General features: G+C 73.9%; 21 protein-coding genes. 6 read left to right on the top strand and 15 right to left on the bottom strand.

The window, feature by feature from the left end:
* Positions 1-361 precede the first annotated feature (361 nt).
* From pheT to OG875_RS26220, 8 genes are all read right to left on the bottom strand, one after another.
* Positions 362-2,911: a phenylalanine--tRNA ligase subunit beta gene (gene pheT, locus OG875_RS26255; protein ID WP_330176700.1), complete on the bottom strand. Its 2,550-nt coding sequence runs from the start codon at positions 2,909-2,911 to the stop codon at positions 362-364.
* Complete coding sequence (pheS, locus tag OG875_RS26250) at positions 2,911-4,041, bottom strand: phenylalanine--tRNA ligase subunit alpha (RefSeq protein WP_330176699.1); 1,131 nt, start codon at positions 4,039-4,041, stop codon at positions 2,911-2,913. Before pheS ends, pheT begins: the two co-directional genes overlap by 1 nt.
* Before the next feature lie 118 nt (positions 4,042-4,159).
* Positions 4,160-5,317 carry a sensor histidine kinase gene (locus OG875_RS26245; protein WP_330176698.1) on the bottom strand — a complete coding sequence of 386 codons (1,158 nt, stop codon included), beginning with the start codon at positions 5,315-5,317 and terminating at the stop codon, positions 4,160-4,162.
* Between the two features lie 373 nt (positions 5,318-5,690).
* Positions 5,691-6,524, bottom strand: a complete 834-nt coding sequence (locus OG875_RS26240; protein WP_330176697.1) for a TrmH family RNA methyltransferase — start codon at positions 6,522-6,524, stop codon at positions 5,691-5,693.
* 330 nt (positions 6,525-6,854) lie between these two features.
* Positions 6,855-7,241, bottom strand: coding sequence for a 50S ribosomal protein L20 (gene rplT, locus OG875_RS26235; RefSeq protein ID WP_330176696.1), 387 nt, complete (start codon positions 7,239-7,241; stop codon positions 6,855-6,857).
* Between the two features lie 118 nt (positions 7,242-7,359).
* A complete protein-coding gene (gene rpmI, locus OG875_RS26230) occupies positions 7,360-7,554 on the bottom strand; it encodes a 50S ribosomal protein L35 (protein WP_330176695.1) in 195 nt (64 codons plus the stop codon).
* A gap of 120 nt (positions 7,555-7,674) precedes the next feature.
* Positions 7,675-8,376, bottom strand: a complete 702-nt coding sequence (gene infC, locus OG875_RS26225; protein ID WP_330176694.1) for a translation initiation factor IF-3 — start codon at positions 8,374-8,376, stop codon at positions 7,675-7,677.
* Between the two features lie 280 nt (positions 8,377-8,656).
* Complete coding sequence (locus tag OG875_RS26220; protein ID WP_330176693.1) at positions 8,657-8,848, bottom strand: hypothetical protein; 192 nt, start codon at positions 8,846-8,848, stop codon at positions 8,657-8,659.
* 151 nt (positions 8,849-8,999) lie between these two features.
* On the opposite strand from OG875_RS26220, the gene OG875_RS26215 reads away from it, so the two are divergent.
* On the top strand, positions 9,000-9,371 hold the full coding sequence (locus OG875_RS26215; protein ID WP_330176692.1) for a DUF1844 domain-containing protein: 372 nt from the start codon (positions 9,000-9,002) through the stop codon (positions 9,369-9,371).
* Here OG875_RS26215 and OG875_RS26210 read toward each other — a convergent pair.
* On the bottom strand, positions 9,362-10,108 hold the full coding sequence (locus tag OG875_RS26210; protein ID WP_330176691.1) for an SseB family protein: 747 nt from the start codon (positions 10,106-10,108) through the stop codon (positions 9,362-9,364). The two genes, OG875_RS26215 and OG875_RS26210, sit on opposite strands and share 10 nt — an antisense overlap.
* A gap of 76 nt (positions 10,109-10,184) precedes the next feature.
* Between OG875_RS26210 and OG875_RS26205 the strand changes: the two genes are divergently transcribed.
* The gene (locus tag OG875_RS26205; protein WP_330176690.1) at positions 10,185-10,937 is read left to right on the top strand and encodes a serine hydrolase; all 753 of its coding nucleotides are present in this window, start codon (positions 10,185-10,187) and stop codon (positions 10,935-10,937) included.
* Here the strand turns inward: OG875_RS26205 and mycP are convergent.
* Complete coding sequence (mycP, locus tag OG875_RS26200) at positions 10,912-12,150, bottom strand: type VII secretion-associated serine protease mycosin (RefSeq protein ID WP_330176689.1); 1,239 nt, start codon at positions 12,148-12,150, stop codon at positions 10,912-10,914. The genes OG875_RS26205 and mycP overlap by 26 nt on opposite strands.
* Positions 12,147-13,241 carry a hypothetical protein gene (locus tag OG875_RS26195; RefSeq protein ID WP_330176688.1) on the bottom strand — a complete coding sequence of 365 codons (1,095 nt, stop codon included), beginning with the start codon at positions 13,239-13,241 and terminating at the stop codon, positions 12,147-12,149. Before OG875_RS26195 ends, mycP begins: the two co-directional genes overlap by 4 nt.
* Before the next feature lie 580 nt (positions 13,242-13,821).
* Here OG875_RS26195 and OG875_RS26190 point away from each other — a divergent pair.
* Positions 13,822-15,024: an amino acid deaminase/aldolase gene (locus OG875_RS26190; protein ID WP_330176687.1), complete on the top strand. Its 1,203-nt coding sequence runs from the start codon at positions 13,822-13,824 to the stop codon at positions 15,022-15,024.
* Positions 15,025-15,170: 146 nt separating this feature from the next.
* Here the strand turns inward: OG875_RS26190 and OG875_RS26185 are convergent, their stop codons facing one another.
* From OG875_RS26185 to OG875_RS26175, 3 genes are read right to left on the bottom strand one after another with little or no spacing between them, the layout of a single operon-like run.
* The gene (locus OG875_RS26185; protein WP_330176686.1) at positions 15,171-15,974 is read right to left on the bottom strand and encodes a 3-oxoacyl-ACP reductase; all 804 of its coding nucleotides are present in this window, start codon (positions 15,972-15,974) and stop codon (positions 15,171-15,173) included.
* A gap of 3 nt (positions 15,975-15,977) precedes the next feature.
* On the bottom strand, positions 15,978-17,351 hold the full coding sequence (locus OG875_RS26180) for an aldehyde dehydrogenase family protein (RefSeq protein ID WP_330176685.1): 1,374 nt from the start codon (positions 17,349-17,351) through the stop codon (positions 15,978-15,980).
* Positions 17,352-17,362: 11 nt separating this feature from the next.
* Positions 17,363-18,733 carry a glutamine synthetase family protein gene (locus OG875_RS26175; protein WP_330176684.1) on the bottom strand — a complete coding sequence of 457 codons (1,371 nt, stop codon included), beginning with the start codon at positions 18,731-18,733 and terminating at the stop codon, positions 17,363-17,365.
* A gap of 78 nt (positions 18,734-18,811) precedes the next feature.
* Between OG875_RS26175 and OG875_RS26170 the strand changes: the two genes are divergently transcribed.
* The 3 genes from OG875_RS26170 (at position 18,812) to OG875_RS26160 (ending at position 22,035) form a co-directional block, all read left to right on the top strand.
* Positions 18,812-19,567: a FadR/GntR family transcriptional regulator gene (locus tag OG875_RS26170; protein WP_330176683.1), complete on the top strand. Its 756-nt coding sequence runs from the start codon at positions 18,812-18,814 to the stop codon at positions 19,565-19,567.
* A 154-nt stretch (positions 19,568-19,721) separates the two neighbouring features.
* Complete coding sequence (gene eat / locus OG875_RS26165; protein WP_330176682.1) at positions 19,722-21,227, top strand: ethanolamine permease; 1,506 nt, start codon at positions 19,722-19,724, stop codon at positions 21,225-21,227.
* Positions 21,228-21,327: 100 nt separating this feature from the next.
* Positions 21,328-22,035: a gamma-glutamyl-gamma-aminobutyrate hydrolase family protein gene (locus OG875_RS26160; protein ID WP_330176681.1), complete on the top strand. Its 708-nt coding sequence runs from the start codon at positions 21,328-21,330 to the stop codon at positions 22,033-22,035.
* 357 nt (positions 22,036-22,392) lie between these two features.
* On the opposite strand, the gene OG875_RS26155 is transcribed toward OG875_RS26160, so the two are convergent.
* Entirely contained in the window at positions 22,393-23,316 is a 924-nt protein-coding gene (locus OG875_RS26155; protein ID WP_330176680.1) for a LysR family transcriptional regulator, read from the bottom strand.
* Positions 23,317-23,358 lie beyond the last annotated feature (42 nt).

Genomic DNA, 23,358 nt, shown 5'->3' with positions numbered 1-23,358 from the left:
TGCGCCCTGCCCGTCCGGGCGGCGTGCCGGTTGACTGGGACGTCTCGCAAGGAGCGGCCGGGCCGGCGTACTCCCCCTCGTGCGGTACGGCGGCCCACCCCGCGCCGTCCGCCCCGCCCATCTGCCCGACACTCCGCGGGCGCGGCGGGCGGCGCGCCGGCCGCGACGACGTTGCGAGGCGGATACGGCGCAGAGTTCGTCCCCCCGGCCTGCGCCGGTATCCGCGCGACCCGGTGACGTGCGACGGCCCGGCCGCGCCCCCGCCGGTGCGGGCGCGCCGGGCCTCCCCGGGCACGCGAGAGGGACGCGGCCGGAACCTGAGCCCGGCCGCGCCCCTCTCCCGTTCGGGAATCCCGCCCGCTCACGCCCCGCGCAGGACCGCCCCGGTCCGCTCGGCGGCCAGCGCCACCGCGGCGTCGCGCGCGGCGGTCGCCTCGTCCACGGTCAACGTCCGGTCGGCGGCACGGAATCGCAGCGCGTACGCCAGGGACTTCCGCCCCTCGCCCAGCTGTTCACCGGTGAACACGTCGAACAGCCGTACCGATTCGAGCAGTTCACCGGCGCCCTCGCCCAGTGCCCGCTCCACGTCGGCGGCCGGCACGTCCTCGGCCACGACCAGTGCCACGTCCTGGGTCGCGACGGGGAACGTCGAGATCCGGGGCGCCCGCAGCGCGCCGGTGCCCGCCCGCTCCACGAGGTCCAGTTCCAGCTCCATGGCGCAGGTACGCTCCGGCAGGCCGTACGCCTTGACGACCCGTGGGTGGAGCTCACCGGCGTGCCCGACCAGGGTGCGCTCGCCGTCCACCGACGCGTACAGCGCGGCGCAGCGGCCCGGGTGCCACGGCGCGTGCCGGTCGGCCTCGACGGTCAGCGTGACGCCCGCCTCGGCGGCGACCGTACGGGCCGCCTCGACCGCGTCCGCCCAGCCGGTGGGACGGCCGGCGCCCCACCAGCCGGCCCGCTCGCGGGCACCGGCCAGGACGACGGCCGCCCGGCGCGGCTGCCGGGGCAGCGCGGCGTCGAGCGTCGCCAGCTCCTCGGGCGAGGGCCGCCGGGTGACGGGCAGCCGGGCGGGGACCTTCTCGTCGCCCGTGGGCCGGAAGACCAGTCCCGTCTCGTACAGCGCCAGATCGTGCGAGCCCCGGCCGTCGTTGCGGCGCAGCGCGCCGAACAGGCCCGGCAGCAGGGTCGTGCGCATCGCGGGCTCGGTGTCGGCCAGCGGGTTGACCAGGGTGACCGTACGGCGGCGGGCGTCGTCCGCGGGCAGCTGGAGCTGGTCGAGCTGCGCCTCCCCCATGAACGGGTAGCTCAGCACCTCGACGTAGCCGGCGCCGGCCAGCGCGCGGCCGACCCTGCGGTGCAGCCGCTGCCGCTCGGTGAGCCCGCGCCCGGCGGGCGGCCGGGGCAGGGTGGAGGGCAGGTTCTCGTACCCCTCCAGCCGGATGACCTCCTCGGCGAGGTCGTTGATCTCGCGCAGGTCGGGACGCCAGCTCGGGACGGTGACGATCAGCTCGTCCTGGCCCTGGACGTCGCAGCCGACCTGCTGGAGCCGGCGGACGACGGTCTCCCTGCCGTACGCGAGACCGGCCACCCGGTCTGGGTGGTCCGTGGCCATGGTGATGGTGTGCGGCCCGGTCGGGGCGACGGCCTCGGTGACACCGGCCTCCGCCGAGCCGCCCGCGAGCAGCACCAGCAGATCGACGGTGCGCTGGGCGGCGGCGGACGCGGCGTGCGGATCGACTCCGCGCTCGAAGCGCCGGGACGCCTCGGAGGGCAGCTTGTGGCGCCGGGCGGTACGGGCGATCGAGATCGGGTCGAAGTGCGCGGCCTCGATGACGACCTCGGTGGTGCCGCGCGCGGCACGGTCGGCGGCGGACGAGGACAGCGGACCGGGCGCGATCTCGCCGTCGGCGATCTCGGTGTCCGCGCCGCCCATCACCCCGGCGAGGCCGATCGGGCCCCGGTCGTCGGTGATGACGAGGTCCGCCGCGTCCAGGACGCGCTTGACGCCGTCGAGCGTGGTCAGCTCCTCGCCCTGCTCGGCCCGCCGGACGCCGAGGGCGCCCTCGACCCGCTTGCGGTCGTACGCGTGCAGCGGCTGGCCGATCTCCAGCATCACGTAGTTGGTGATGTCGACGGCCAGCGAGATCGGACGCATCCCGCCCTTCTGGAGCCGGCGCCTGAGCCAGATCGGGGAGCGGGCCTCGGGGTCGAGACCGGTGACCGTACGCGCGGTGAAGTGGTCGCACCCGACGGGGTCGGTGATCTCCACGCGGTGGCCGTACGAGTTGGGCGCGGGCACGTCGAGGAGCGCCGGGTCGCGCAGCGACAGCCCGTAGGCGATGGCGGTCTCGCGGGCGATGCCGCGCATGGAGAGGCAGTACCCGCGGTCGGGGGTGACCGCGATGTCGAGGACCTCGTCGACGAGCTGGAGCAGTTCGATCGCGTCGGTGCCGGCCTCGTGCTCCGGCGGCAGGACGACGATGCCGCCGCTGCCGTCGTCGCCCATGCCCAGCTCGGCGCTGGAGCAGATCATGCCGTGTGAGGTACGGCCGTACGTCTTGCGGGCGGAGATCGCGAAGCCGCCGGCCAGCACGGCGCCGGGCAGCACGACGACGACCTTGTCGCCGACGGCGAAGTTCCGGGCGCCGCAGATGACTTCCTGCGGCTCACCGGTGCCGTTGGCGTCCCCGACGTCGAGGGTGCAGAAGCGGATGGGCTTCTTGAACTCGGTCAGTTCCTCGACGGTGAGGACCTTGCCGACGACGAGGGGGCCCTTGAGGCCCGCGCCGAGCTGTTCGACGGTCTCGACCTCGAGACCGGCGGTGACGAGTCTGGCCTGGACGTCCCGGCCGGTCTCGGTGGCCGGCAGGTCGACGTACTCCCGCAGCCAGGAAAGCGGGACGCGCATCAGATCTCCATCCCGAAGGGCCGGGTGAACCGGACGTCACCCTCGACCATGTCTCGCATGTCTTCGACGTTGTGGCGGAACATCAGCATCCGCTCGATGCCGAACCCGAAGGCGAATCCGCTGTACTTCTCGGGGTCCACCCCGCAGGCGACGAGCACCTTCGGGTTGACCATGCCGCAGCCGCCCAGCTCGATCCAGCCCTCGCTGCCGCAGGTGCGGCAGGGGCGGTCCGGGTTGCCGACGGACTCGCCGCGGCAGACGTAGCAGACCATGTCCATCTCGGCGGACGGCTCGGTGAAGGGGAAGAAGTTGGGCCGCAGCCGGGTCTTCATGCCTTCGCCGCCGAACAGTTCCTGGACCATGTGGTCGAGGGTGCCCTTGAGGTCGGCCATGGTGAGGCCCTCGTCCACGGCGAGCAGCTCGACCTGGTGGAAGACCGGGGTGTGGGTGGCGTCCAGCTCGTCCGTGCGGTAGACGCGGCCGGGGCAGATCACATAGACGGGCGGTTCCCGGTCGAGCAGGGTGCGCGCCTGGACCGGTGAGGTGTGCGTGCGCAGCACCACCCCGGACTCGTCGCCGGAGGTGCCGTCCGGGCCCTGGACGAAGAAGGTGTCCTGCATCTGGCGGGCCGGGTGGTCAGGCACGAAGTTCAGGGCGTCGAAGTTGAACCACTCCGCCTCGATCTCCGGGCCGTCCGCCACCGCGTACCCCATGGCCGTGAAGACGTCGGCGATGCGCTCCATGAGGGTGGTGAGCGGGTGCCGGGCGCCGGCCGGGACGCGGTCGTACGGCAGCGTGACGTCCACCGCCTCCTCGACCAGCACGCGCGTGTCGCGCTCGGCCTCCAGCTCGACCTGCCGGGCGGCGAGGGCCTTGTTCACGGCGCCGCGGGCCTGGCCCACGCGCTTGCCCGCCTCCGCCTTGGCCTGCGGCGGCAGGGCGCCGATCTCGCGGTTGGCGAGGGACAGGGGTGAGGTACCACCGGCGTGCGCCGTCTTCGCGTGGGCGAGCGCGTCGAGGTCGCCGGCGGCGGCGAAGGCGGCGAGCGCCTCGTCCCGCATGCGCTCGATCTCTTCCGGTTTCAGCGCCTCGACCTCGACTGGGTCGTACGACTTGTTGGGTGCCGACATCTCTTCCCGTACTTCCGATTGGGTGGGCGGAACGACCCCGCTCGATGTCCGAGGACGCAAAGGTGCCACAGGGGTCGAGTCTAGAGGCCGTACGGAGTGAAGAAGCCCGTGGGCGGTCTCACGCCAGATAGGCGGGGGCGCCGACGGGCAGGACGAAGCGGAACTGGGCGCCGCCGCCGGGCCCCCGGCCGACGGTGATCGTGCCGCCGTGCGCCTCGACGATGCCCTTGACGATGTAGAGGCCCAGGCCGGTGCCGCCGCGCTTGCTGCCCCGCCAGAAGCGGGTGAAGACACGGCTCATCGACTCCTCGGGGATGCCGGGGCCTTCGTCGCTCACGGTGACCGCTGTTCCTTTCGCGCCGCCGTCGGCGTGGGTGTGCTCGGCGTGCGCGTACTCGACATGCTTGACCTGGGCGGGTGCCACTTCGATGGTGACGGTTCCCTCGCCGTGGCGCACCGCGTTTTCCAGCAGGTTGCCCAGTATCTGGTCGATCTTGTCGGGATCGGCCCACAGATCGGGCAGCGGCTGCCGGACCCGTACGAGGAACCGGTCCGGCGACTGGCCGGAGGCGGTGAAGGACTGGATGTGGCGGCCGACGGCGGTGGCGATGTCGACGGGCTGGCGGCGTACCTCCAGGCGCCCGGAGTCGATCCGGGAGATGTCGAGGAGTTCGGCGATCAGCCGGGTCACGCGGTTGGCGTCGGCGTCGACGGTCTCCAGCATGAGGCGCTTCTGGTCGTCGGTGAACCGCTCCCACTTGGCGAGCAGCGTCGCGGTGAAGCCCTTCACGGAGGTGAGCGGGGAGCGCAGTTCGTGCGCGACGGTCGCGATCAGCTCGGCGTGGCTGCGTTCGGTACGGCGGCGGGCCTCGGTGCCGCGGATGCTGATGACGAGTCTGCGGACGGGGCCCTGGGGGCGGGTGCGCACGTAGCGGGCGGAGACCAGGACCTCGCGGCCGTGCAGCAGCAGGTTGCGTTCGGGCTGGCCGTAGCGGGTGAGCAGACCGCCGTACGGGTCGGTCAGCGCCCACCAGCGGCGGCCTTCGAGGTCTTCGAGGGGCAGCGCGCGTTCCAGGGGGCTGCCGACGGCCTCGGCGGCGGCGACGGCGGTGATGCGGGCGGCGGCGGCGTTGAAGCAGATCACGCGGCCGGTCTCGTCGGCGACGACGAGCCCGTCGGGGAGGTCGTCGGGGTCGACGCCGAGGTCCTGGACGGGGTTCGCGGTGGCGAGGGGGCTGCCGGGGTGGTCGGGGCGCGCGGTGGGGACGGGGCTCATGGTGCCTGCGGGGCTCCCGGTCGCGGCGGGGCTCCGGGTGACGGCGGGGCGCGCGACGGCGAGGGGGCTCGGGGTGCTTTCGGGGCCGGGGCCGGCGGGTGTTCCGCTGTTCTCCGGGCCGGGGCCGCCGGGCGATCCGCCGCCTTCGGGTCCTACGCGGCCTCCGTGACCCTCAGGGCCTTCCGCGTCCCCGGCGTCGGATGCGCCGGGTTCGCCCGGGTCCGGCCGGACAGGTCCCCGTGCGGTGGCCGACCCGCTCGCCCCGACCGTCATGCCCGCATCCCACCTCTTCCGAAGAGCACAGTGGGCCCCCGAGTTTCCGGTCACCCTACTCGCTCTCATCGCTCAAGGTGACCGCGCGGACCCCCTCAGCTCATGTGCGGACGCGCTGCGCCCTGGCCGAGGCGTAGAGACATACGGCCGCGGCGGTCGCCAGGTTCAGACTCTCGGCCCGGCCGTGGATCGGGACGCGTACGACGGCGTCCGCCAGCGCCCGTGTCCCGGCGGGCAGCCCCCACGCCTCGTTCCCGAAGATCCAGCCGGTCGGGCCGCCCATGGTGCCCGCGTCCAGCTCGTCGTCCAGGTCGTCGTCGCCCGCCCCGTCGGCGGCCAGCAGCCGGACGCCCGCGTCCCGCAGGCCCGCCACGGCCTCCTCGACGGGGACACCCACGACGACCGGCAGATGGAACAGCGAACCGGCCGACGCCCGGACCGACTTGGGGTTGTAGAGGTCCACGGACGCGTCGGTGAGGACGACGGCGTCCGCGCCCGCCGCGTCGGCGCAGCGCAGGACGGTACCGGCGTTGCCGGGGTCGCGTACGTGCGCGAGGACGGCGACCAGCCGGGGCCGCGCCCGCAGCACCGTCCCGAACGGCACGTCGAGGAAGCGGCAGATACCGAGGAGGCCCTGCGGGGTGACGGTCTGGGAGACGTCGGCGAGCACGGCGGCGTCCGCGTGGTGCACGCGCGCCCCGGCGGCGCGGGCGGCGGCGACGATGTCCGCGTACCGTTCGGCGGCCTCGACCGTCGTGAACAGCTCGGTCAGGGTGGGGACGCCGTCGTCGCCCCGGTGGCCGACGGCCTCGCGCACGGCCTGGGGGCCCTCCGCGACGAAGCGGCGTTCCTTGCCCCGGAAGGCCCGTCGGGCGAGCCGCCGGGCGGCGGTGACGCGCGGGGAACGCGGGGAGATCAGCTCGGGGGTGCCCATGGGCGGCGGCTCGCTTCTGTGGTTCTCGTGCGCTTCTCGTGTCGTCCGGTGCGGACCTACGCGCGTGCCTGTGCGGACCGCGCGTCCGGTGCGTCCCGAGCGTCCGGTGCGTCCCGTGCGGACATACGCGCGCGCGTGGCGCACGCGGGCGGTGTTACGGCCGCGGGACGCGCCCGACCGGGACGGCCGGCGAGGGGCGCGTGGCGTGCGCGGACGCGGGCGCGGCGTACGAATGCCCGTGGCCGTGCGTGGAACGCGCCGGACCCGCAGGCGGGCTGCCTGCGGGTCCGGCGGGACGTGCTGCGATCCGTGCCGCGATCGGGCGACGGCTCAGGCGGCGGCCCTGGGGGCGTTGACGTCGCTCGGCAGCGCCTTCTGCGCGACCTCGACCAGCGCGGCGAAGGCGGGGGCGTCGTTGACCGCGAGCTCGGCCAGGATCTTGCGGTCCACCTCGACGTTGGCGGCGTTGAGACCCTGGATGAGGCGGTTGTACGTCATGCCGTTCTGGCGCGCGGCGGCGTTGATCCGCTGGATCCAGAGCCGGCGGAAGTCGCCCTTGCGCTTCTTGCGGTCGTTGTAGTTGTAGACCAGGGAGTGGGTGACCTGCTCCTTGGCCTTGCGGTACAGGCGCGAACGCTGGCCGCGGTAGCCCTTGGCCTGCTCGAGGATCGCCCGGCGCTTCTTGTGGGCGTTGACTGCCCTCTTGACGCGTGCCACTTGTTAACTCCTTGTAGCGGGGCTGGGTTCGGCGGAATTCACTCGCCGCTCACCCGGCCCGGAAACGGATGGATCCCGGTCCTGGCGTCGCGCGCCCCCGTCACCGGGGGCCGCGACGTCACTTGCCGAGAAGCTTCTTGATCTTCTTGGCGTCGCCCGGGGCCAGCTCCACGGTGCCGGTCAGGCGTCGGGTCACTCGCGACGACTTGTGCTCGAGCAGGTGGCGCTTGCCGGCGCGCTCGCGCATCACCTTGCCGGAGCCGGTGAGCTTGAAGCGCTTGCTGGCACCGCTGTGCGACTTGTTCTTCGGCATGGCGCCGTTCTCTCCTCGTCAGTGGCGCTCCCACCGGACGGACCGGCTGCCGGGAGCGTCAGTTCTCTGTCTGGATATTCCGGGCGGAACCCGGGGGCGCCTGGCGGGCGGCCCCGTGGATCACGCGTCGGAGGACGTTTCGGCCGGGGCCTCGGCGTCTGCCTCGGCTTTGGCCCGAGCCTGCACGGCGTCCGGAGACTCGTCGACATGGTCGTCGGACGCGTGGCTCTGGCGCTCCGCCTTGCGGGCGGCCTGGGCTTCGCGGGCCTCGGCCATGGCTTCGGTCTTCTTCTTGTGCGGGCCCAGAACCATGATCATGTTCCGGCCGTCCTGCTTCGGGTTCGACTCGATGAAGCCGAGCTCCTCGACGTCCGAAGCGAGCCGCTGGAGCAGTCGGAAGCCCAGTTCGGGGCGGGACTGCTCACGACCGCGGAACATGATCGTGATCTTGACCTTGTCGCCCTGCTTGAGGAACCGGACGACGTGACCCTTTTTGGTGTCGTAGTCATGGGGGTCGATCTTCGGCCGGAGCTTCATCTCCTTGATGACCGTGTGCGCCTGGTTCTTGCGCGCCTCACGGGCCTTCATGGCCGATTCGTACTTGAACTTCCCGTAATCCATGAGCTTGCACACGGGCGGACGGGCGGTCGCCGCGACCTCGACCAGGTCCAGGTCGTACTCCTGCGCCAGCTCCAGGGCCTTCGCAAGCGGCACGATGCCGACCTGCTCGCCGCTGGGGCCGACAAGGCGGACCTCGGGAACACGAATCCGGTCGTTAATGCGGGGCTCAGCGCTGATGGATCCTCCTCGGTAGCACCACACGGCCGCCTGGCAGACAGCCGCGTAACGTCTGTTTCGTCAGACCAACCGCGGGGAGAAACGAAAAATGCCCCGACAGGACACAGGCGGGAGCTCCATGAATACCGGAACACCGCCGCGTCGAACCGCGGGGCGCATCGGGCGACTCCATCGTCCGTACGGAACGATGGCCGCCGCCTGACCGGTGACCCGCCGCCCCGAGGGGCAGCCAGGTGGGAGAACGGAGCCTCCACTTGTGGGTCGGTCACACACGTGTCCGACCGGTCGTAACACAAGGTTAGCATCAGGTGGAGGCAGGTGCTAACCCACGGGTCCGGGCCGGGTACGTGGCCAGGTCCGTCACCGACCGCTCCGCGATCAGGACCATGGCGGAGACCGGCCCCCGCTCCACCAGGAGGTCGAGCTCCGCCGGACGCGGGTCGGCCGGCTCCCCGCACTGTTCGGCGAGCCACGGGAGACCTGTCTCACCGGGCATCCTCGCTCCTCTTCCGTAGAACGCCCGCGGGTCTTCCGCAGCTTGTGGCCGGGTGGCCGTTCCGTACGGCACGGCCACGCTTCCGCCCCTGGTGCCGGAGGCCGGTGACCGGGGGCGGAGGCACCCCGTGGTGGGGCCTATCGTGGGCGGCATGAGCGACACGCCCTCTTCTTCCGACTCCCCTGTTTCCCCCGACTTCGACGCGATGACCCGCGACATCGCGGAGGTCCCCGCCGTCGAGGTGATCGTGACGGTCGCCGTCAATCTGATGAGCGCGGCGGCGGTGAAGCTCGGGCTCACGGAGGACGGTGACGCGCACAAGGACCTGGACGAGGCCCGGAAGCTGGTGCACGCGCTGGCCGGGCTGCTGGACGCGAGCACGACCGAGATCAGCTCCTTCCACGCGGCGCCGCTGCGCGACGGGCTGAAGTCGCTCCAGCTGGCCTTCCGCGAGGCGTCCCTGGTCCCCGACGGGGCCGGTCAGGGCCCCGGCGAGAAGTACACGGGTCCCGTCTACGGCTGAGCCGGCCCGTCCCGTACGAACAGGGGCTCGCCCGGAGGCGCGGCACCGGCCGGCAGCAGTGCCAGGTCCAGGCCGCGCACCAGGCGGGCCCTCAGCACGTCGTCCGCCGCCAGCGCGGAGGCGACACGGCGGACCGCGTCCGCCGGGGCGGCGTCCGGGAGCAGGACCAGGGCGAGTGTGCCGTCGGCCTCCCCCGGACCGAGGTGCGCCCTCCGTACGGAGGGCTCGGCGGCGGCCACCGCCCGCACGGCCGCGACGACGGCCGGGTCGTCCAGCGGGTCGGTGCCGGTGCGGCCCTCGGCGAGCGCGTACAGGGCCGGACCGGCCAGTTCGTACGGCACCGGACCCGCCAGGTCGATGACCACGGTGTCGGCCTTCTCGTGCGCCGCCGCGCTCAGCGCCTGGCGCAGGGGTACGGCGACGGGGCGCGCGCCGGGGTCCCACCGGGCAAGCGAGGCGGTCGAGGTGAAGGCGGGCAGGGCGCGCCGGCCGCCGGCCCGGAGCGTGGGAACGGCCATGTCGCTGTTCTTCTCGCGCCGCAGTCCCCGCTCGTCCTCCTCGGTCTCGCCGAGAACGGCGACGACGGGGACGAGCAGCCGGGCGTCCCGGAGAGCGGCCAGGACGCGCGGCTCGGCGGCGCGGTCGGCGGACCAGGCGGCGAGGGCCTCCGTGAGGACGGGGTCGGCGCTGCCGTCGTCGGCGGAGAAGCCGGAATCGGGAATGTTCTTGAGTGCCACGGGTCGAGCCTAGAGCCGTACTCCTCAGAAGGAGGGCGGGGGGCAGAATCGGCGGGGACGGACGGAGGGGGAGCGCATGCGCGACGGAAACGAACCGCTCGTCGGGACGGCCGGCGAGGGCGTCACGTACGACGTCGCCGTCCGGGACCCGGCCACCGGGGCCACCGCGGCGTACCGGCACGCGCCGGTGCCCACCCATCCCTCGGCCAGCGTCGTGAAGGTCGGCATCCTCGCCGCGCTGCTGCTGCGCTGCCAGGACACCGGCCGGGAGCCGTCCCCCCGGGAGCACGCGCGGGCGGCGGCGATGATCGAGCGCAGCGACAACGACGCCGCGACCGAGCTGTGGCAGGTGATCGGCGGGGCCGGCGGGCTGGACGCGGCGCACCGGCGGCTGGGACTGCGGGGGTCAACGGCGGCGCGGGCCTGGGGGCTGTCCCGTACCACCGCGACGGATCAGGTGGCGCTGCTGGACGCCGTGTTCGGCGACGGGCCGTCGCCGCTGGGTGGGCGTTCCCGCGCCTTCGTGGCGGATCTGATGGCGCATGTCGTGGCGGACCAGGCGTGGGGCGTCCCGGCGGCGGGGGACGCGCCTGTGGGGCGCGCGGCGGTGCCCGGCTCCCCGGGGCGCGCGGCGGCCGTCAAGAACGGCTGGATGCCGTTGAGCGCCACGGGGCTTTGGGTCGTCAACTCGGTCGGCCGGGTCGTCGCGGGGGGCCGTCCCGTCCTGGTGGCCGTGCTGTCGGGCGGGCACACCACGAAGGAGGCGGGGGTCGCGCTGGTCGAGGCGGTGGCGCGGGCCGCCCTCAGTACCGGGGGCGGCGTGCGCTGACCGGTCCGCCGCGCCAGAGCACCACCGCCGCGGCCAGCAGTACCGCGCCGAGGCCGCCCGCGAGCGGGGCGAGCCAGCCGGCCGGTTCGGAGTCCTCGGCGGTGTCGCGGGGTCCCCGGCCGAAGTACCGCTTGGTGTAGCCGGTCGCCTTGTCGGCCGTGGTGGCGTCCGCGACGGGTTCGACAGCCGCGTCGAGCGCCGCCGCCGGGTCGACGAAGCCGTAACCGGTGGCGTCGTCGCGTCCGCCGTCCGGGGCGTCGCGCGCGGTGTCGGTGAGCAGCTTCTTGATCTGCGCGGGACTGAGTTCGGGGTGGGCCGCGCGGAGGAGGGCGACGGCGCCGGAGACGAAGGCGGCGGCGGCGCTGGTGCCCCAGCCTTCGTAGTACCGGCGGTCGGGGTCCGCTATGACGACGTCGACGCCGGGCGCGCTCACGGTGGCGTACCAGCGGCGGGTGGAGAACGCCGCGTGGGTGCCGTAGCGGTCGACGGCCGTGACGGCGATCACGCCGGGGTACGCGGCCGGGTACGAGACGCGGTCGCCCTTCTCACCGCCGTTCCCGGCCGAGGCGACGACGGCGGCGCCCTTGGCCAGGGCGTACTGGACGGCGGCGTCCTCGGCGGGTTCGGGGTGGGCGGACTCGCTGTCGTCGCCGAGGGAGAGGTTGATGACGTCGGCGCCGTTGTCGGCGGCCCAGCGGATGCCGTCGGCGAGTGAACCGCCGCGTGACTTGCGGGCCTTGGCGCGGTCCGGGTCGGTGCCTTCGAGGATCACGCGGACCGGCAGGATCTTCGCCTCGGGGGCGATGCCGAGGACGCCGTCCTCGCCGCCGGGTCCGTGCCCGTGGCCCGCGATGATGCCGGCCATGGCGGTGCCGTGGCGGGCCCAGGCGCGGTCGCCGCTCCGGGCGCCGAAGCCGATGAGGTCCTTGCCGGGCAGGACCTGTCCGGCCAGGTCGGGGTGGGTGGCGTCGACCCCGGTGTCGAGGACCGCGACGGTGATGCCGTCGCCCTTGGTGGTGCGCCACGCCTCGTCGGTGTGCATCGCCTCCAGGGCCCACTGCTGGGCGCGGATGACGTCCGCGTGGGCGGGTGCGGCGGGAACGGCGAGCAGGAAGGAGGCTGCGGCGAGGGTGGCCGCGACGCGACGCGCGCGACGGCGGGACGTCGGTGCCGTCCGCCTCGGCGTGGTCGGTGCGGGGGGCTGCTGGGTCATCCGGGCGGCTCCGTTGCCGTGCTGACAGTCGTACGCAGGCCCCGCCCGATCCGCTCGGCGACGCCCTGGGCGTCGTGGCCGAGCCCGGCCTGGGCGACGGTGGTCCTCGCGCCGTCGGCGGCGGCCCGCGCGGCCGGCTGCGGGTCGCGGACGTCGCGCCCGTCGGCGAAGCCGGAGACGGCGTAGACGACGACGGGCGCCTCCGTGAGGACGTTCACCGTCCAGCTGGCGCGCTGCCCGTCTCCGAAGGAGGCGGCGACGGTGCCCGTCACCGGGTACGTACGGGGCATCAGGTCGGCGCGCTCGGCGAGCTTCTCGCCGGTGAACCGGGCGTCCAGCGCCTCCATGGCGGCCGGTTCGGCCTTGGTGAAGGCCATGCCGACGGTGACGACGGCGCTGTTGGTGACGTCCACGTAGGTCGCCCGCAGGACCCGTTCGCAGCCGACCGTGCGCAGCGTCTTCAGGAGGAGCGGGTCGAAGGCTCCGGCGCAGACGCCGTCGGGCGCGACGGCGATCCTCGTCCAGGTCCGGTCGGCGCCGCCGGGGCCCGCCGCGTCGCCCGTGAGGGTGGGCGGGAAGAAGGTGTCGACGGGGGTGCTGTGCCAGAGGGCGCGGAGCGAGGCGTAGCCCGCGGCCGACGCGGGGTCGGCGGACGACTCGTCGGTGAGCCAGCTGCCGGTGACGGCGCCGCCGATCAGGCCGACGCCGAGGATCACGCAGGCGAGCGCGGCGGCCGTCGTGCCGGGGCGGCGGGTGTACGGGGGGTGCGGCGGTCCGGCGGTCGCCTGTCCGGGGTCGCCGGGGTCAGCGGGGCCGGCCGGCCGGCGGTGGGACGGCGGCGGAAGGTACGGGGCGCCGGCGGGTCCTTCGGTGAAGGCACGGGCGGGCGGCTCCCCGGGGGGCCACGAGGGGCGGTGCGCGACCTTGAAGGCGGCCGGGGGTGGCGGGAGTTGGGGGCCGGGGGCGGTCGCCGGGGTGGTGAACGCGGCCGGTGGCGGGGCCGGGGGCCGGGTGGGGCGTGGCGGGACCGGGGCGACGGGCGGCGCCGGGGGGACGCGGCGCAGGCGGGCCGTGTCCTGGTCGGGCGGCACGGTGCCGGAGGGTGCGGTGGGGCGCGGGGCCGTCCGGGGCGGCGGGGTGCGCTGTGCGGGCGGTCCCTGCGGGGGCGGTCCGGCGGGGCGCGGGGGTATGCCGGGTTGTCCGCCGGAGGCCCGGCCCGCGGTGCCGGGGGGTGTTCCGGCCGGCCCGGTGGCTTGGGGCGGTCCCGGCTCCGTACGGAAGGGCCCGGCGGTGTTCGAGGCGGGCCCCTGCGGTCCGCCCGTTGCGCGGCCCCGCGTTCGCGAATCGTCGGCGGGGGAATCGGACGGGTCGGTTCCGGCAGATCCCGCGGATCCGGCGGGCCGGCCTGGCGGAGGTACGGAAGGGGGCTGGGGCGGTGGCCCGGAGGGGCGGGGCGGGACGGCCGCGCGCCGCGCTTCGGTACTCATCCGCCCCCCTGTGATCACGGCCCTGTCCACGGCGGATCGCCGCCCGGGGCAAGCCCGTTCGTCGCCGCGTGGGCGTCACTCTACGGGCTGGGGAGCACCCCGCGGGCACAGGTCCGCAGGTCGGGGCGGATCTGACCAGAACATCCCCCTACCGTCGGGTAAGCCCGTCTGGCAAGCTCGGACGATGACTCCCCGCGCCACCGACCGGGCCCGGTACGACCGGGCCACCGCCCATCTCGACGCCCCGTTCGCCGTGGTCGACCTCGGCGCCTTCGACGCCAACGCGGACGATCTCGTCCGCCGGGCGGCGGGCAAACCGATCCGGGTCGCCAGCAAATCGGTGCGCTCCCGCGCGCTGTTGGAGCGGGTCCTGGCGCGGGAGGGCTTCGCGGGCGTGATGTCTTTCACCCTGGCCGAGTCGCTGTGGCTGGCGCGGGCCGGTTTCGAGGACGTGCTGCTCGCGTATCCGTCGGTGGACCGGGGGGCGTTCGCGGAGCTGGCCGCCGATCCGAAGCTCGCCGCGGCGGTGACGGTGATGGTGGACGATCCGGCGCAGCTGGATCTGATCGATCTCGCGCGGTCGGGCGGGCGGGAGGAGATCCGGGTCTGTCTGGAGCTGGACACGGCGCTGCGGCTGTGGGGCGGGCGGGTCCGGATCGGGGCCCGGCGCTCGCCGCTGCGGGAGCCGGCCCAACTGGCCGAGCTGGCCCGGTCGATCGCGCGCAGACCCGGTTTCCGGCTGGTGGGGCTGATGGCGTACGAGGGGCATGTGGCCGGTGTCGGCGACGCGGTCGCGGGCCGGCCGCTGCGTTCGCGCGCGGTGCGGCTGATGCAGTCGGCCGCGCGGAGGGAGCTGGCGGAGCGGCGCCGGGCGGCGGTGCGCGCGGTGCGGCTGGTGGCGCCGGGGCTGGAGTTCGTCAACGGCGGCGGGACGGGCAGTGTGCAGCACACGGCCGCGGAGGAGTCGGTGACGGAGGTCGCCGCCGGTTCGGGGCTGTTCGTGCCCCGGCTGTTCGACCACTACACGTCGTTCACGGGCCGTCCGGCGGCGCTGTTCGCGCAGCCGGTCGTGCGCAGGCCGGGGGTGGGCGTGGTGACCGTGCTCGGCGGCGGCTATCCGGCGTCGGGCGCGCCGGGCCGGGACCGGCTGCCGGAGCCGTATCTGCCGGAGGGGCTGCGGTACGACCCGCAGGAGGGGGCCGGTGAGGTGCAGACCCCGCTGCTGGGCTCCGCCGCCGACGATCTGCTGATCGGCGACCGGGTGTGGTTCCGGCACGCGAAGGCCGGGGAGCTGTGCGAGCGCTTCGACGGGCTGCACCTGATCGAGGGCGACCGGGTGACGGAGACGGTGCCGACGTACCGGGGCGAGGGGCGTACGTACCTCTGACCTCGGGGGTCCGCGCTCGACGGCGCCCGTCGTCGGCTGCGCGTCGGGGCGTGGGTGCGTCCGACCACGAGTGGTCCGCGTGCCACCTCGCCGGACAGGCCGGGGCCCGTCCGGCGGGGTGGCACCACGACGGTGCGAGGGGGTCCCTACAGCGGTGTCACGTACGCGCCGCCGATGCCGCCGTCCACCATGAAGTCCGTCGCGTTGACGAACGACGCGTCGTCGCTGGCGAGGAACGCGACCGCCGAGGCGATCTCGTCGGCCTCGGCGAAGCGCCCGCCCGGGATGTGCACGAGGCGCCGCGCGGCCCGTTCGGGGTCGCTCGCGAACAGTTCCCGCAGCAGGGGGGTGTTGACCGGTCCCGGGCAGAGCGCGTTGACCCGGATGCCCTCGCGGGCGAACTGCACGCCCAGTTCACGGGAGAGGGCGAGCACGCCTCCTTTGGAGGCGGTGTACGAGATCTGGCTGGTGGCCGCGCCCATGGTCGCGACGAACGACGCGGTGTTGATGATGGAGCCGCGCCGCTGCTGCCGCATGTAGGGCAGGACGGCCTTGCAGCAGAGGTAGACGGAGGTGAGGTTGACCTCCTGGACCCGGCGCCATGCCTCGATGCCGGTGGTGAGGATCGAGTCGTCCTCCGGCGGTGAGATGCCCGCGTTGTTGAAGGCGACGTCGATGCTGCCGTAGGTGTCGAACGCCTTCTTGAAGAGGGCGTCGACCTGGTCCGCGTCGGTGACGTCGACGCGGACGAAGAGGCCGCCGACCTCGGCGGCCACGGCCTCGCCCGCCGTGGTGTCGATGTCGCCGCAGACGACGTGCGCGCCCTCGGAGGCGAGCCGTCGGGCGGTGGCGCGGCCGATGCCGCTGCCCGCGCCGGTGATGACGGCCGTACGGCCGACCAGTCGGCGGCAGACGGGCACCTCGGCGCCCGGGGTGGTCTCGTCGGGCATGGGTCACGCCTCCGTGCTGATGAAGATGTTCTTGGTCTCGGTGAACGCGGTGAGGGCGTCGGGGCCCAGTTCCCGGCCGACGCCGGACTGTTTGTAGCCGCCGAACGGCGTGGAGTAGCGCACGCTGCTGTGGGAGTTGACGGACAGGTTCCCGGCGGCGACGGCGCGCGAGACGCGCAGCGCCCGGCCGAGGTCGCGGGTCCAGAGCGAGCCGGAGAGGCCGTACGCGGTGTCGTTGGCCAGCCGGATCGCGTCCGCCTCGTCCTCGAAGGGGACGACGACGGCGACGGGTCCGAAGATCTCCTCGGTGACGGCGGGGTCGTCGGCGGGGAGGCCGGCCAGCACGGTGGGCGGGAACCAGAAGCCGGGCCCGTCGGGGGCGGTGCCCCGGACGGCCGTCCGGTCCTCGGGGACGTACCCGCGTACGCGCTCCAGCTGGGCGCGCGAGATCAGCGGGCCCATCTGGGTCTTCTCGTCCGACGGGTCGCCGACGACGACCGCGCGCACGGCGGGGGCGAGGAGGTCGAGGAACCGGTCGTACGCGGTGCGCTGGACGAGGATGCGGGTACGGGCGCAGCAGTCCTGGCCGGCGTTGTCGAGGAAGGCCATCGGGGCCTCGGCCGCCGCGCGTTCGACGTCGGCGTCGGCGAAGACGATGTTGGGGCTCTTGCCGCCGAGTTCGAGCGTCACGCGCTTCACCAGGCGGGCGCCCCTGGCCATGATCTCCTTGCCGACCGGGGTGGAGCCGGTGAAGACGATCTTGGCGACGCCGGGGTGGTCGACGAGGGCCCGGCCGGTGACGTCCCCGGCGCCCGGGAGCACCTGGAACAGGTGCTCGGGGAGCCCGGCCTCCAGGGCGAGTTCGGCCAGCCGCAGGGCGGTGAGCGGGGTGGTCTCGGCGGGCTTGAGGAGGACGGCGTTGCCGGCCGCGAGGGCCGGTGCGGTGCCCCAGGCGGCGATGGGCATGGGGAAGTTCCAGGGGGCGATGACGCCGACGACCCCCAGTGGTTCGAGGAGGGTGATGTCGAGGCCGCCCGCGACGGGGATCTGGCGGCCCGTCAGGCGCTCCACTCCCCCGGCGGCGTAGTCGAGGAGGTCGCGGACGTTTCCGGCCTCCCACCGGGCGTTCCCGAGGGTGTGGCCGGCCTCCCGGACCTCCAGCCGGGCCAGTTCTTCGAGATGGCCGTCGACCTCGGCGGCGAAGCGGCGCAGCAGGCGGGCGCGGTCGGCGGGGGCCGCCGCCGCCCAGCGGCGCTGGGCCGCGGCGGCGCGCGCGACGGCGGCGTCGACCTCGGCGCCGCCGGTCGCGGGGACGGTGGCGATGATCTCCTCGGTGGCCGGGTTGAGGATCCGGTGGGCGTCGGGCTGGTCGGGCACGGGGGTGTTCCTCACATGCGTTCGAAGGAGCGGCGCAGCTCCCAGTCGGTCACGGCGGCGTCGAACGCGGCGAGTTCGACGCGGGCCAGGTTGAGGTAGTGGGCGACGACCTCGTCCCCGAAGGCGGCCTTGGCGATGGGGCTGTGCTCCCAGAGGCCGGCGGCCTCGCGCAGGGTGGTGGGGACCTGCTCGTAGCCGGAGGTGTAGGCGTTGCCGGTGCAGGGCTCGGGGAGTTCGAGTTCCTGCTCGATGCCGTAGAGGCCCGCCGCGACCAGGCCCGCGACGGCCAGATGCGGGTTGACGTCGCCGCCGGGGAGCCGGTTCTCGAAGCGCAGGGAGCGGCCGTGGCCGACGACGCGCAGCGCGCAGGTGCGGTTGTCATTGCCCCAGGCGACGGCGGTCGGGGCGAAGGAGCCGGGCGCGAAGCGTTTGTAGGAGTTGATGTTCGGCGCGTACAGCAGGGAGAAGTCACGGAGCGCGGCGAGCTGGCCGGCCAGGAAGTGCCGCATCACGGGGGACATGCCGTGGGGGTCGTCGCCCGCCATGACGCTGGTGCCGGGCTCGTCGGCGGACTGGAGCGAGAGGTGGATGTGGCAGGAGTTGCCCTCGCGCTCGTTGTACTTGGCCATGAAGGTGAGCGAGACGCCTTCCTGGGAGGCGATCTCCTTGGCGCCGGTCTTGTAGATGGCGTGCTGGTCGCAGGTGAGCAGTGCCTCGTCGTACCGGAAGACGATCTCGTGCTGCCCCGGGTTGCACTCGCCCTTGGCGGACTCGACGGTCAGGCCGGCGGCGGTCATGTCGTTGCGGATCCGGCGCAGCAGGGGCTCGATGCGTCCGGTGCCGAGGACCGAGTAGTCGATGTTGTACTGGTTGGCCGGGGTGAGGTCGCGGTAGCCGCCGTCCCACGCCTGCTCGAAGGTGTCCCTGAAGACGATGAATTCGAGTTCGGTGCCGACGTGCGCGGTGTAGCCGTGCTCGGCGAGGCGTTCCAGCTGGCGGCGCAGGATCTGGCGGGGCGCGGCGACGACGGGCGAGCCGTCGTTCCAGGCGAGGTCGGCGACGAGCATCGCCGTGCCCTCGTTCCAGGGAACGCGGCGCAGGGTGGCGAGGTCCGGGTGCATGGCGAAGTCGCCGTAGCCGTTCTCCCAGGAGGACATCGCGTAGCCGTCGACGGTGTTGAGTTCCACGTCGACGGCGAGGAGGTAGTTGCAGCCCTCGGTGCCGTGCTCCAGGACCTCGTCGAGGAAGTACGGGGCGGCGAAGCGCTTGCCCTGGAGTCTGCCCTGCATGTCGGGAAAGGCGAGGACGACGGTGTCGATCTCGCCGCTCGCCACTGCGGCGCGCAGCTCCTCGACGGAGAGCGGGGGGTTTCGGTCTGCCACGGGACAACTCCTCCATCGGCCAGCCGGGGACCTTAAGGTATTCCGAGAGACCTTTGCTTGGGAAGGGGAGACGGCGACGTGGCCACGGAGGACGGGGCGCGGCGGAGTGAATCGTCGGCGGACAGGTTGACGCCTGTCCTGCGTCCCGTGCGTGCGGGCAACGGTTTCGAGGAGGCGCTGGAGCAGATCATGCAGGTGCTGCGGCTGGGGCTGGTGGCGGCCGGGGAGCGGCTGCCCGCCGAGCGGGAGCTGGCGGAGCGGCTGCGGATCAGCCGGGTCACGCTGCGCGAGGTGCTGAAGGTGCTGGGCGACCAGGGGCTGGTGGAGAGCCGGCGGGGCCGGTACGGCGGGACGTTCGTCCTGGCCCGTCCGGACACCTCGCGGCAGGGCGCGGAGGAGGAGCTGCGCCGCCGGGTGGACGGGGTCGACATCGAGGACGTGCTGCGTTTCCGTGAGGTGCTGGAGGTCGGCGCGGCGGGGCTGTGCGCGGCGGAGGGGCTGACCGGGGAGGGCGCGGCCCGGCTGCGTACGGCGCTGGCGGCGACGCACGACGCCCCGCTGGGCGAGTACCGGCGGCGGGACACGCTGCTGCATCTGACGCTGGCGGAGCTGTCCGGGTCGGCGCGGCTGACCGAGCAGTACGCGGCGGTGCGGGCGGGGGTCAACGACCTGCTGGACTGCATTCCGCTGCTGGTGCGCAACCTGGAGCACTCCCAGCGGCAGCACACGGCGCTGGTGGACGCGGTCCTGGCGGGCGACGCGGACGCGGCCCGCGGGGTGATGCGCGAGCACTGCGCCGGGACGGCCGCCCTGCTGCGGGGTTTCCTGGCCTGAGAGCGGGTAGCGGGAGGGTGGGCGAGCCCCGGGCGTACGCGTCGCGGATCCGTAACAGTCCCTTCACGCAGAGGGCTTGCGCCCCGGCGTTCCGGCCGCAATGGTGTGGCCTCACACCTTTGACGAGGCAGGAATCCCGAGGCAGGAGCGGCTCATGGCCGAAGGCACGGACTCCCGTATTCCACCCGCCGGTCCGCCCGGCGTCCCCGACCCTTCGGGGCCTTCGGATCCCAAGGCGGGCGGCTCCGCGGGCGACGCGGACTATCTGCGGCGCCGTACCCTGAAGCGCGGCAGCGCGGGCTGGCTGCTGCTGACCGGTCTCGGGGTCGCGTACGTCGTCTCCGGGGACTTCTCCGGCTGGAACATCGGCCTGTCCGAGGGCGGCTTCGGCGGGCTCGCCATCGCGACGCTGCTGATGGGCGCGATGTACGCGTGCCTTGTCTTCTCGCTCGCCGAACTGTCCGCGATCCTGCCCACGGCGGGCGGCGGTTACGGCTTCGCCCGCCGGGCGCTCGGCACCTGGGGCGGCTTCCTGACCGGTACGGCCATCCTCATCGAGTACATCCTGGCGCCGGCCGCGATCTCCATCTTCATCGGCGACTACGTCGAGTCGCTCGACCTGTTCGGGCTGGAGGCGGGCTGGCCGGTCTATCTCGCCTGCTTCGTGATCTTCATCGGCATCCATCTCTGGGGTGTCGGCGAGGCGCTGCGCTTCAGCCTGGTCGTGACGGCGATCGCCGTGGCCGCGCTGCTGATCTTCGCGGTGGGCGCGTTCGCCGAATTCGACAGCTCCGGCCTCAACGACATTCCCGTCCAGGAGGACGCCTTCGGCTCCAACTCCTGGCTGCCCTACGGGCTGCTGGGCATCTGGGCCGCGTTCCCGTTCGGCATGTGGTTCTTCCTCGGGGTGGAGGGCGTGCCGCTGGCCGCCGAGGAGGCCAAGGACCCGGTCCGCTCGCTGCCCCGGGCGCTGTCGATCTCCATGGGTGTGCTGGTGCTGCTGGCCCTGATCACGTTCTTCGCCGCTACGGGCGCCCGTGGCTCGGCCGCCGTCCAGGAGGCGGGCAACCCGCTGGTCGTCGCGCTCCAGGGCGACGGCGAACCCACCGCGCTCAGCCGGTTCGTCAACTACGCGGGTCTCGCCGGTCTGGTCGCGTCGTTCTTCTCGCTCATCTACGCCGGTTCCCGTCAGCTGTTCGCGCTCTCCCGCGCGGGCTATCTGCCCCGGTTCCTCTCGCTGACCAGCAGCCGCAAGGCGCCGTATCTGGGTCTGCTGATACCGGGGGCGATCGGCTTCGCCCTCGCCGCGGGCAGCGGCAACGGCGGGCGGATGCTGAACGTCGCCGTCTTCGGCGCCACCATCTCGTACGCCCTGATGGCCCTCTCGCACCTGGTGCTGCGGCGCCGCGAACCGGGTCTGCACCGCCCGTACCGGACACCCGGCGGCATGGTGACCTCCGGCACCGCGTTCGTGCTGGCGCTGTCGGCGCTGGTGGCGACGTTCCTGGTGGACAAGGACGCCGCGTTCATCGCGCTCGGGGTGTACGGGGTGGCTCTGGCCTACTTCGCCTTCTACAGTCGGCACCGGCTGGTCGCCGCCGCGCCCGAGGAGGAGTTCGCCGCGCTGGCGGCGGCCGAGGCCGAACTCGAACGGGACTGAGGACGGGCCCCGCCCGCCGCGCCCCGTACGAGGCACCACCGCAGGACGGCACCACCGCGCTACAGCACGACAGCACAGCACCACATCGGAGGAACGTTCAGTGAAGCCTCTCATCGGCGTCAGCACCTATCTGGAGACGTCGGCCAAATGGGGCGTCTGGGACATGCCCGCAGCTCTGCTGCCCATGGCGTATCCCCGGCTCGTCCAGCGGGCGGGCGGCATGGCCGTCATGCTCCCGCCGGACGGGGCGGCGACCGCCGCCCCGGTGGTCGCCCGCCTCGACGGGCTGGTCGTCGCGGGCGGCCCGGACGTGGAGCCCGTCCGGTACGGGGCCGAACCCGACCCCCGTACCGGACCGCCCGCCAGGGAGCGGGACGAGTGGGAACTGGCCCTGATCGGCGCGGCGCTGGAGTCCGGCACCCCGGTCCTCGCGATCTGCCGGGGCATGCAGCTGCTGAACGTCGCGCTCGGCGGGACGCTGATCCAGCATCTGGAGGGCCACACCGCCGCGACCCTCGGTGTGTTCGGCGCGCACCCGGTGAAGCCGGTGCCGGGCACCCGGTACGGCACGATCGTCCCGGAGGAGGCGGACGTACCGTCCTCCCACCATCAGGCCGTCGACCGGCTGGGCCGGGGGCTGGTCCCGTCGGCGTACGCGGGCGACGGGACGGTCGAGGCGGTGGAACTGGTCGACGGGCGCTGGTCGCTGGGCGTGCAGTGGCATCCGGAGATGGGACAGGACCTCCGGGTGATGGAGGCGCTGGTCGCGGCCTCGTCGCGGGTCCCGTCGGGCTCGGGTCACGCGTGACCGCCGTCTGACCCCCGGGCCTGACGGGGGACCGACCGTGCCGGGGGCCGCGCGTGCGGGTGCCTTCCCAGCGACGGCGGGAGGCGGCCCGCTGCCCGGCCCCGACGGGGACACCCCAGGGGGTGGCCGCGATCCCGGCGGGTGAGCCGAACGGCGCGCCGCCGGCGAAAAGGAGAGCGCGCACGGGTCCGCGAGGAACGGGTGGGCCGAGCACGGGCGACCGTCGACAGCCCAAGCGTCCCGGGCGCCCGCCCGTACGGGTGCCACGCCCTGATCGACGGCGAGAACGACGCAGTCCAGCCCCGGGCGCCCGCCCGTACGGGTGCCGCCCCGCCCGCATGGGGTGCCGCCTCCCCGCTACGCCGTGCGCGTCAGGGACAGCAGGTCGCGGGCCGGGCCGGTCGGGCGGTGGCCCGCCGGCCACACCGCGCGCAGTTCCCGGCCCAGCGCGATGCCCGCCACCCGTACCTCCGTAAGACGGCGGGACACCAGCTCCTCCCGCACGGCGAGTTCGCTGAGCACCGTGGGCCCCGCGCCGCTCACCACCGCGGCCTTGACCGCCGTCGTGGAGGAGAGTTCGAGGAGCGGTTCGGCGAGACCTCCGTAGGAGGCGAGCGCCGCGTCGAGCACCTGGCGGGTGCCCGAGCCCCGCTCACGGAGGATCAGCGGAGCGGACGCCAGTTCGGCGGGTGTCAGTGGCGTACGCCGTCCGCTCCACGGGTGCGCCGGGGCGACCACCACCACGAGCCGGTCGCGGCCGATCACCGTGCCGTCCAGTCCGCCGGGCACGTCGAGTCCCTCCACGAAACCGAGGTCCGCCTCGCCGCCGAGCAGCCGCGCGGCGACGGCGCCCGAGTTGCCGGCCAGCAGCGAGACGGCCGTCTCCGGCCGGGCCGCGCGCAGGGCGATGAGCCAGCCGGGCAGCAGATACTCGGCGATGGTCATGCTGGCGGCCACCCGCAGCCGTGAGTCACGGCGGTCGCGCAGCGCCTGTGCCCCCGCGTCGAACGCCTCCGCCGCCTCCATGATCCGCCGCGCCCAGTCGGTGACGAGGACGCCCGCGTCGGTCGGGCGGGAGCCGCTGGGCGAGCGGTCGAAGAGGCTGACGCCGAGTTGGCGCTCGACCGACCGGATCCGGCTGCTGGCGGCGGGCTGGCTGATGCCGAGTTCACGGGCGGCGCCGCCCATGCTGCCGTGCCGGGCGACCGCGATGAGCAGTTCCAGCGCGCCGAGCTCGGGCACCCGGTGGGCGAGGGTCGGCGACAGCGGCTCATCGGTCATACGTTCAGGTTATGGCCTCATAACACCTAAGGGCCTGGTGGG

Origin of the sequence: Streptomyces sp. NBC_01498, assembly GCF_036327775.1 — a bacterium.
Lineage (GTDB): Bacteria > Actinomycetota > Actinomycetes > Streptomycetales > Streptomycetaceae > Streptomyces.
This window is presented reverse-complemented; position numbering and strand designations above follow the sequence as displayed.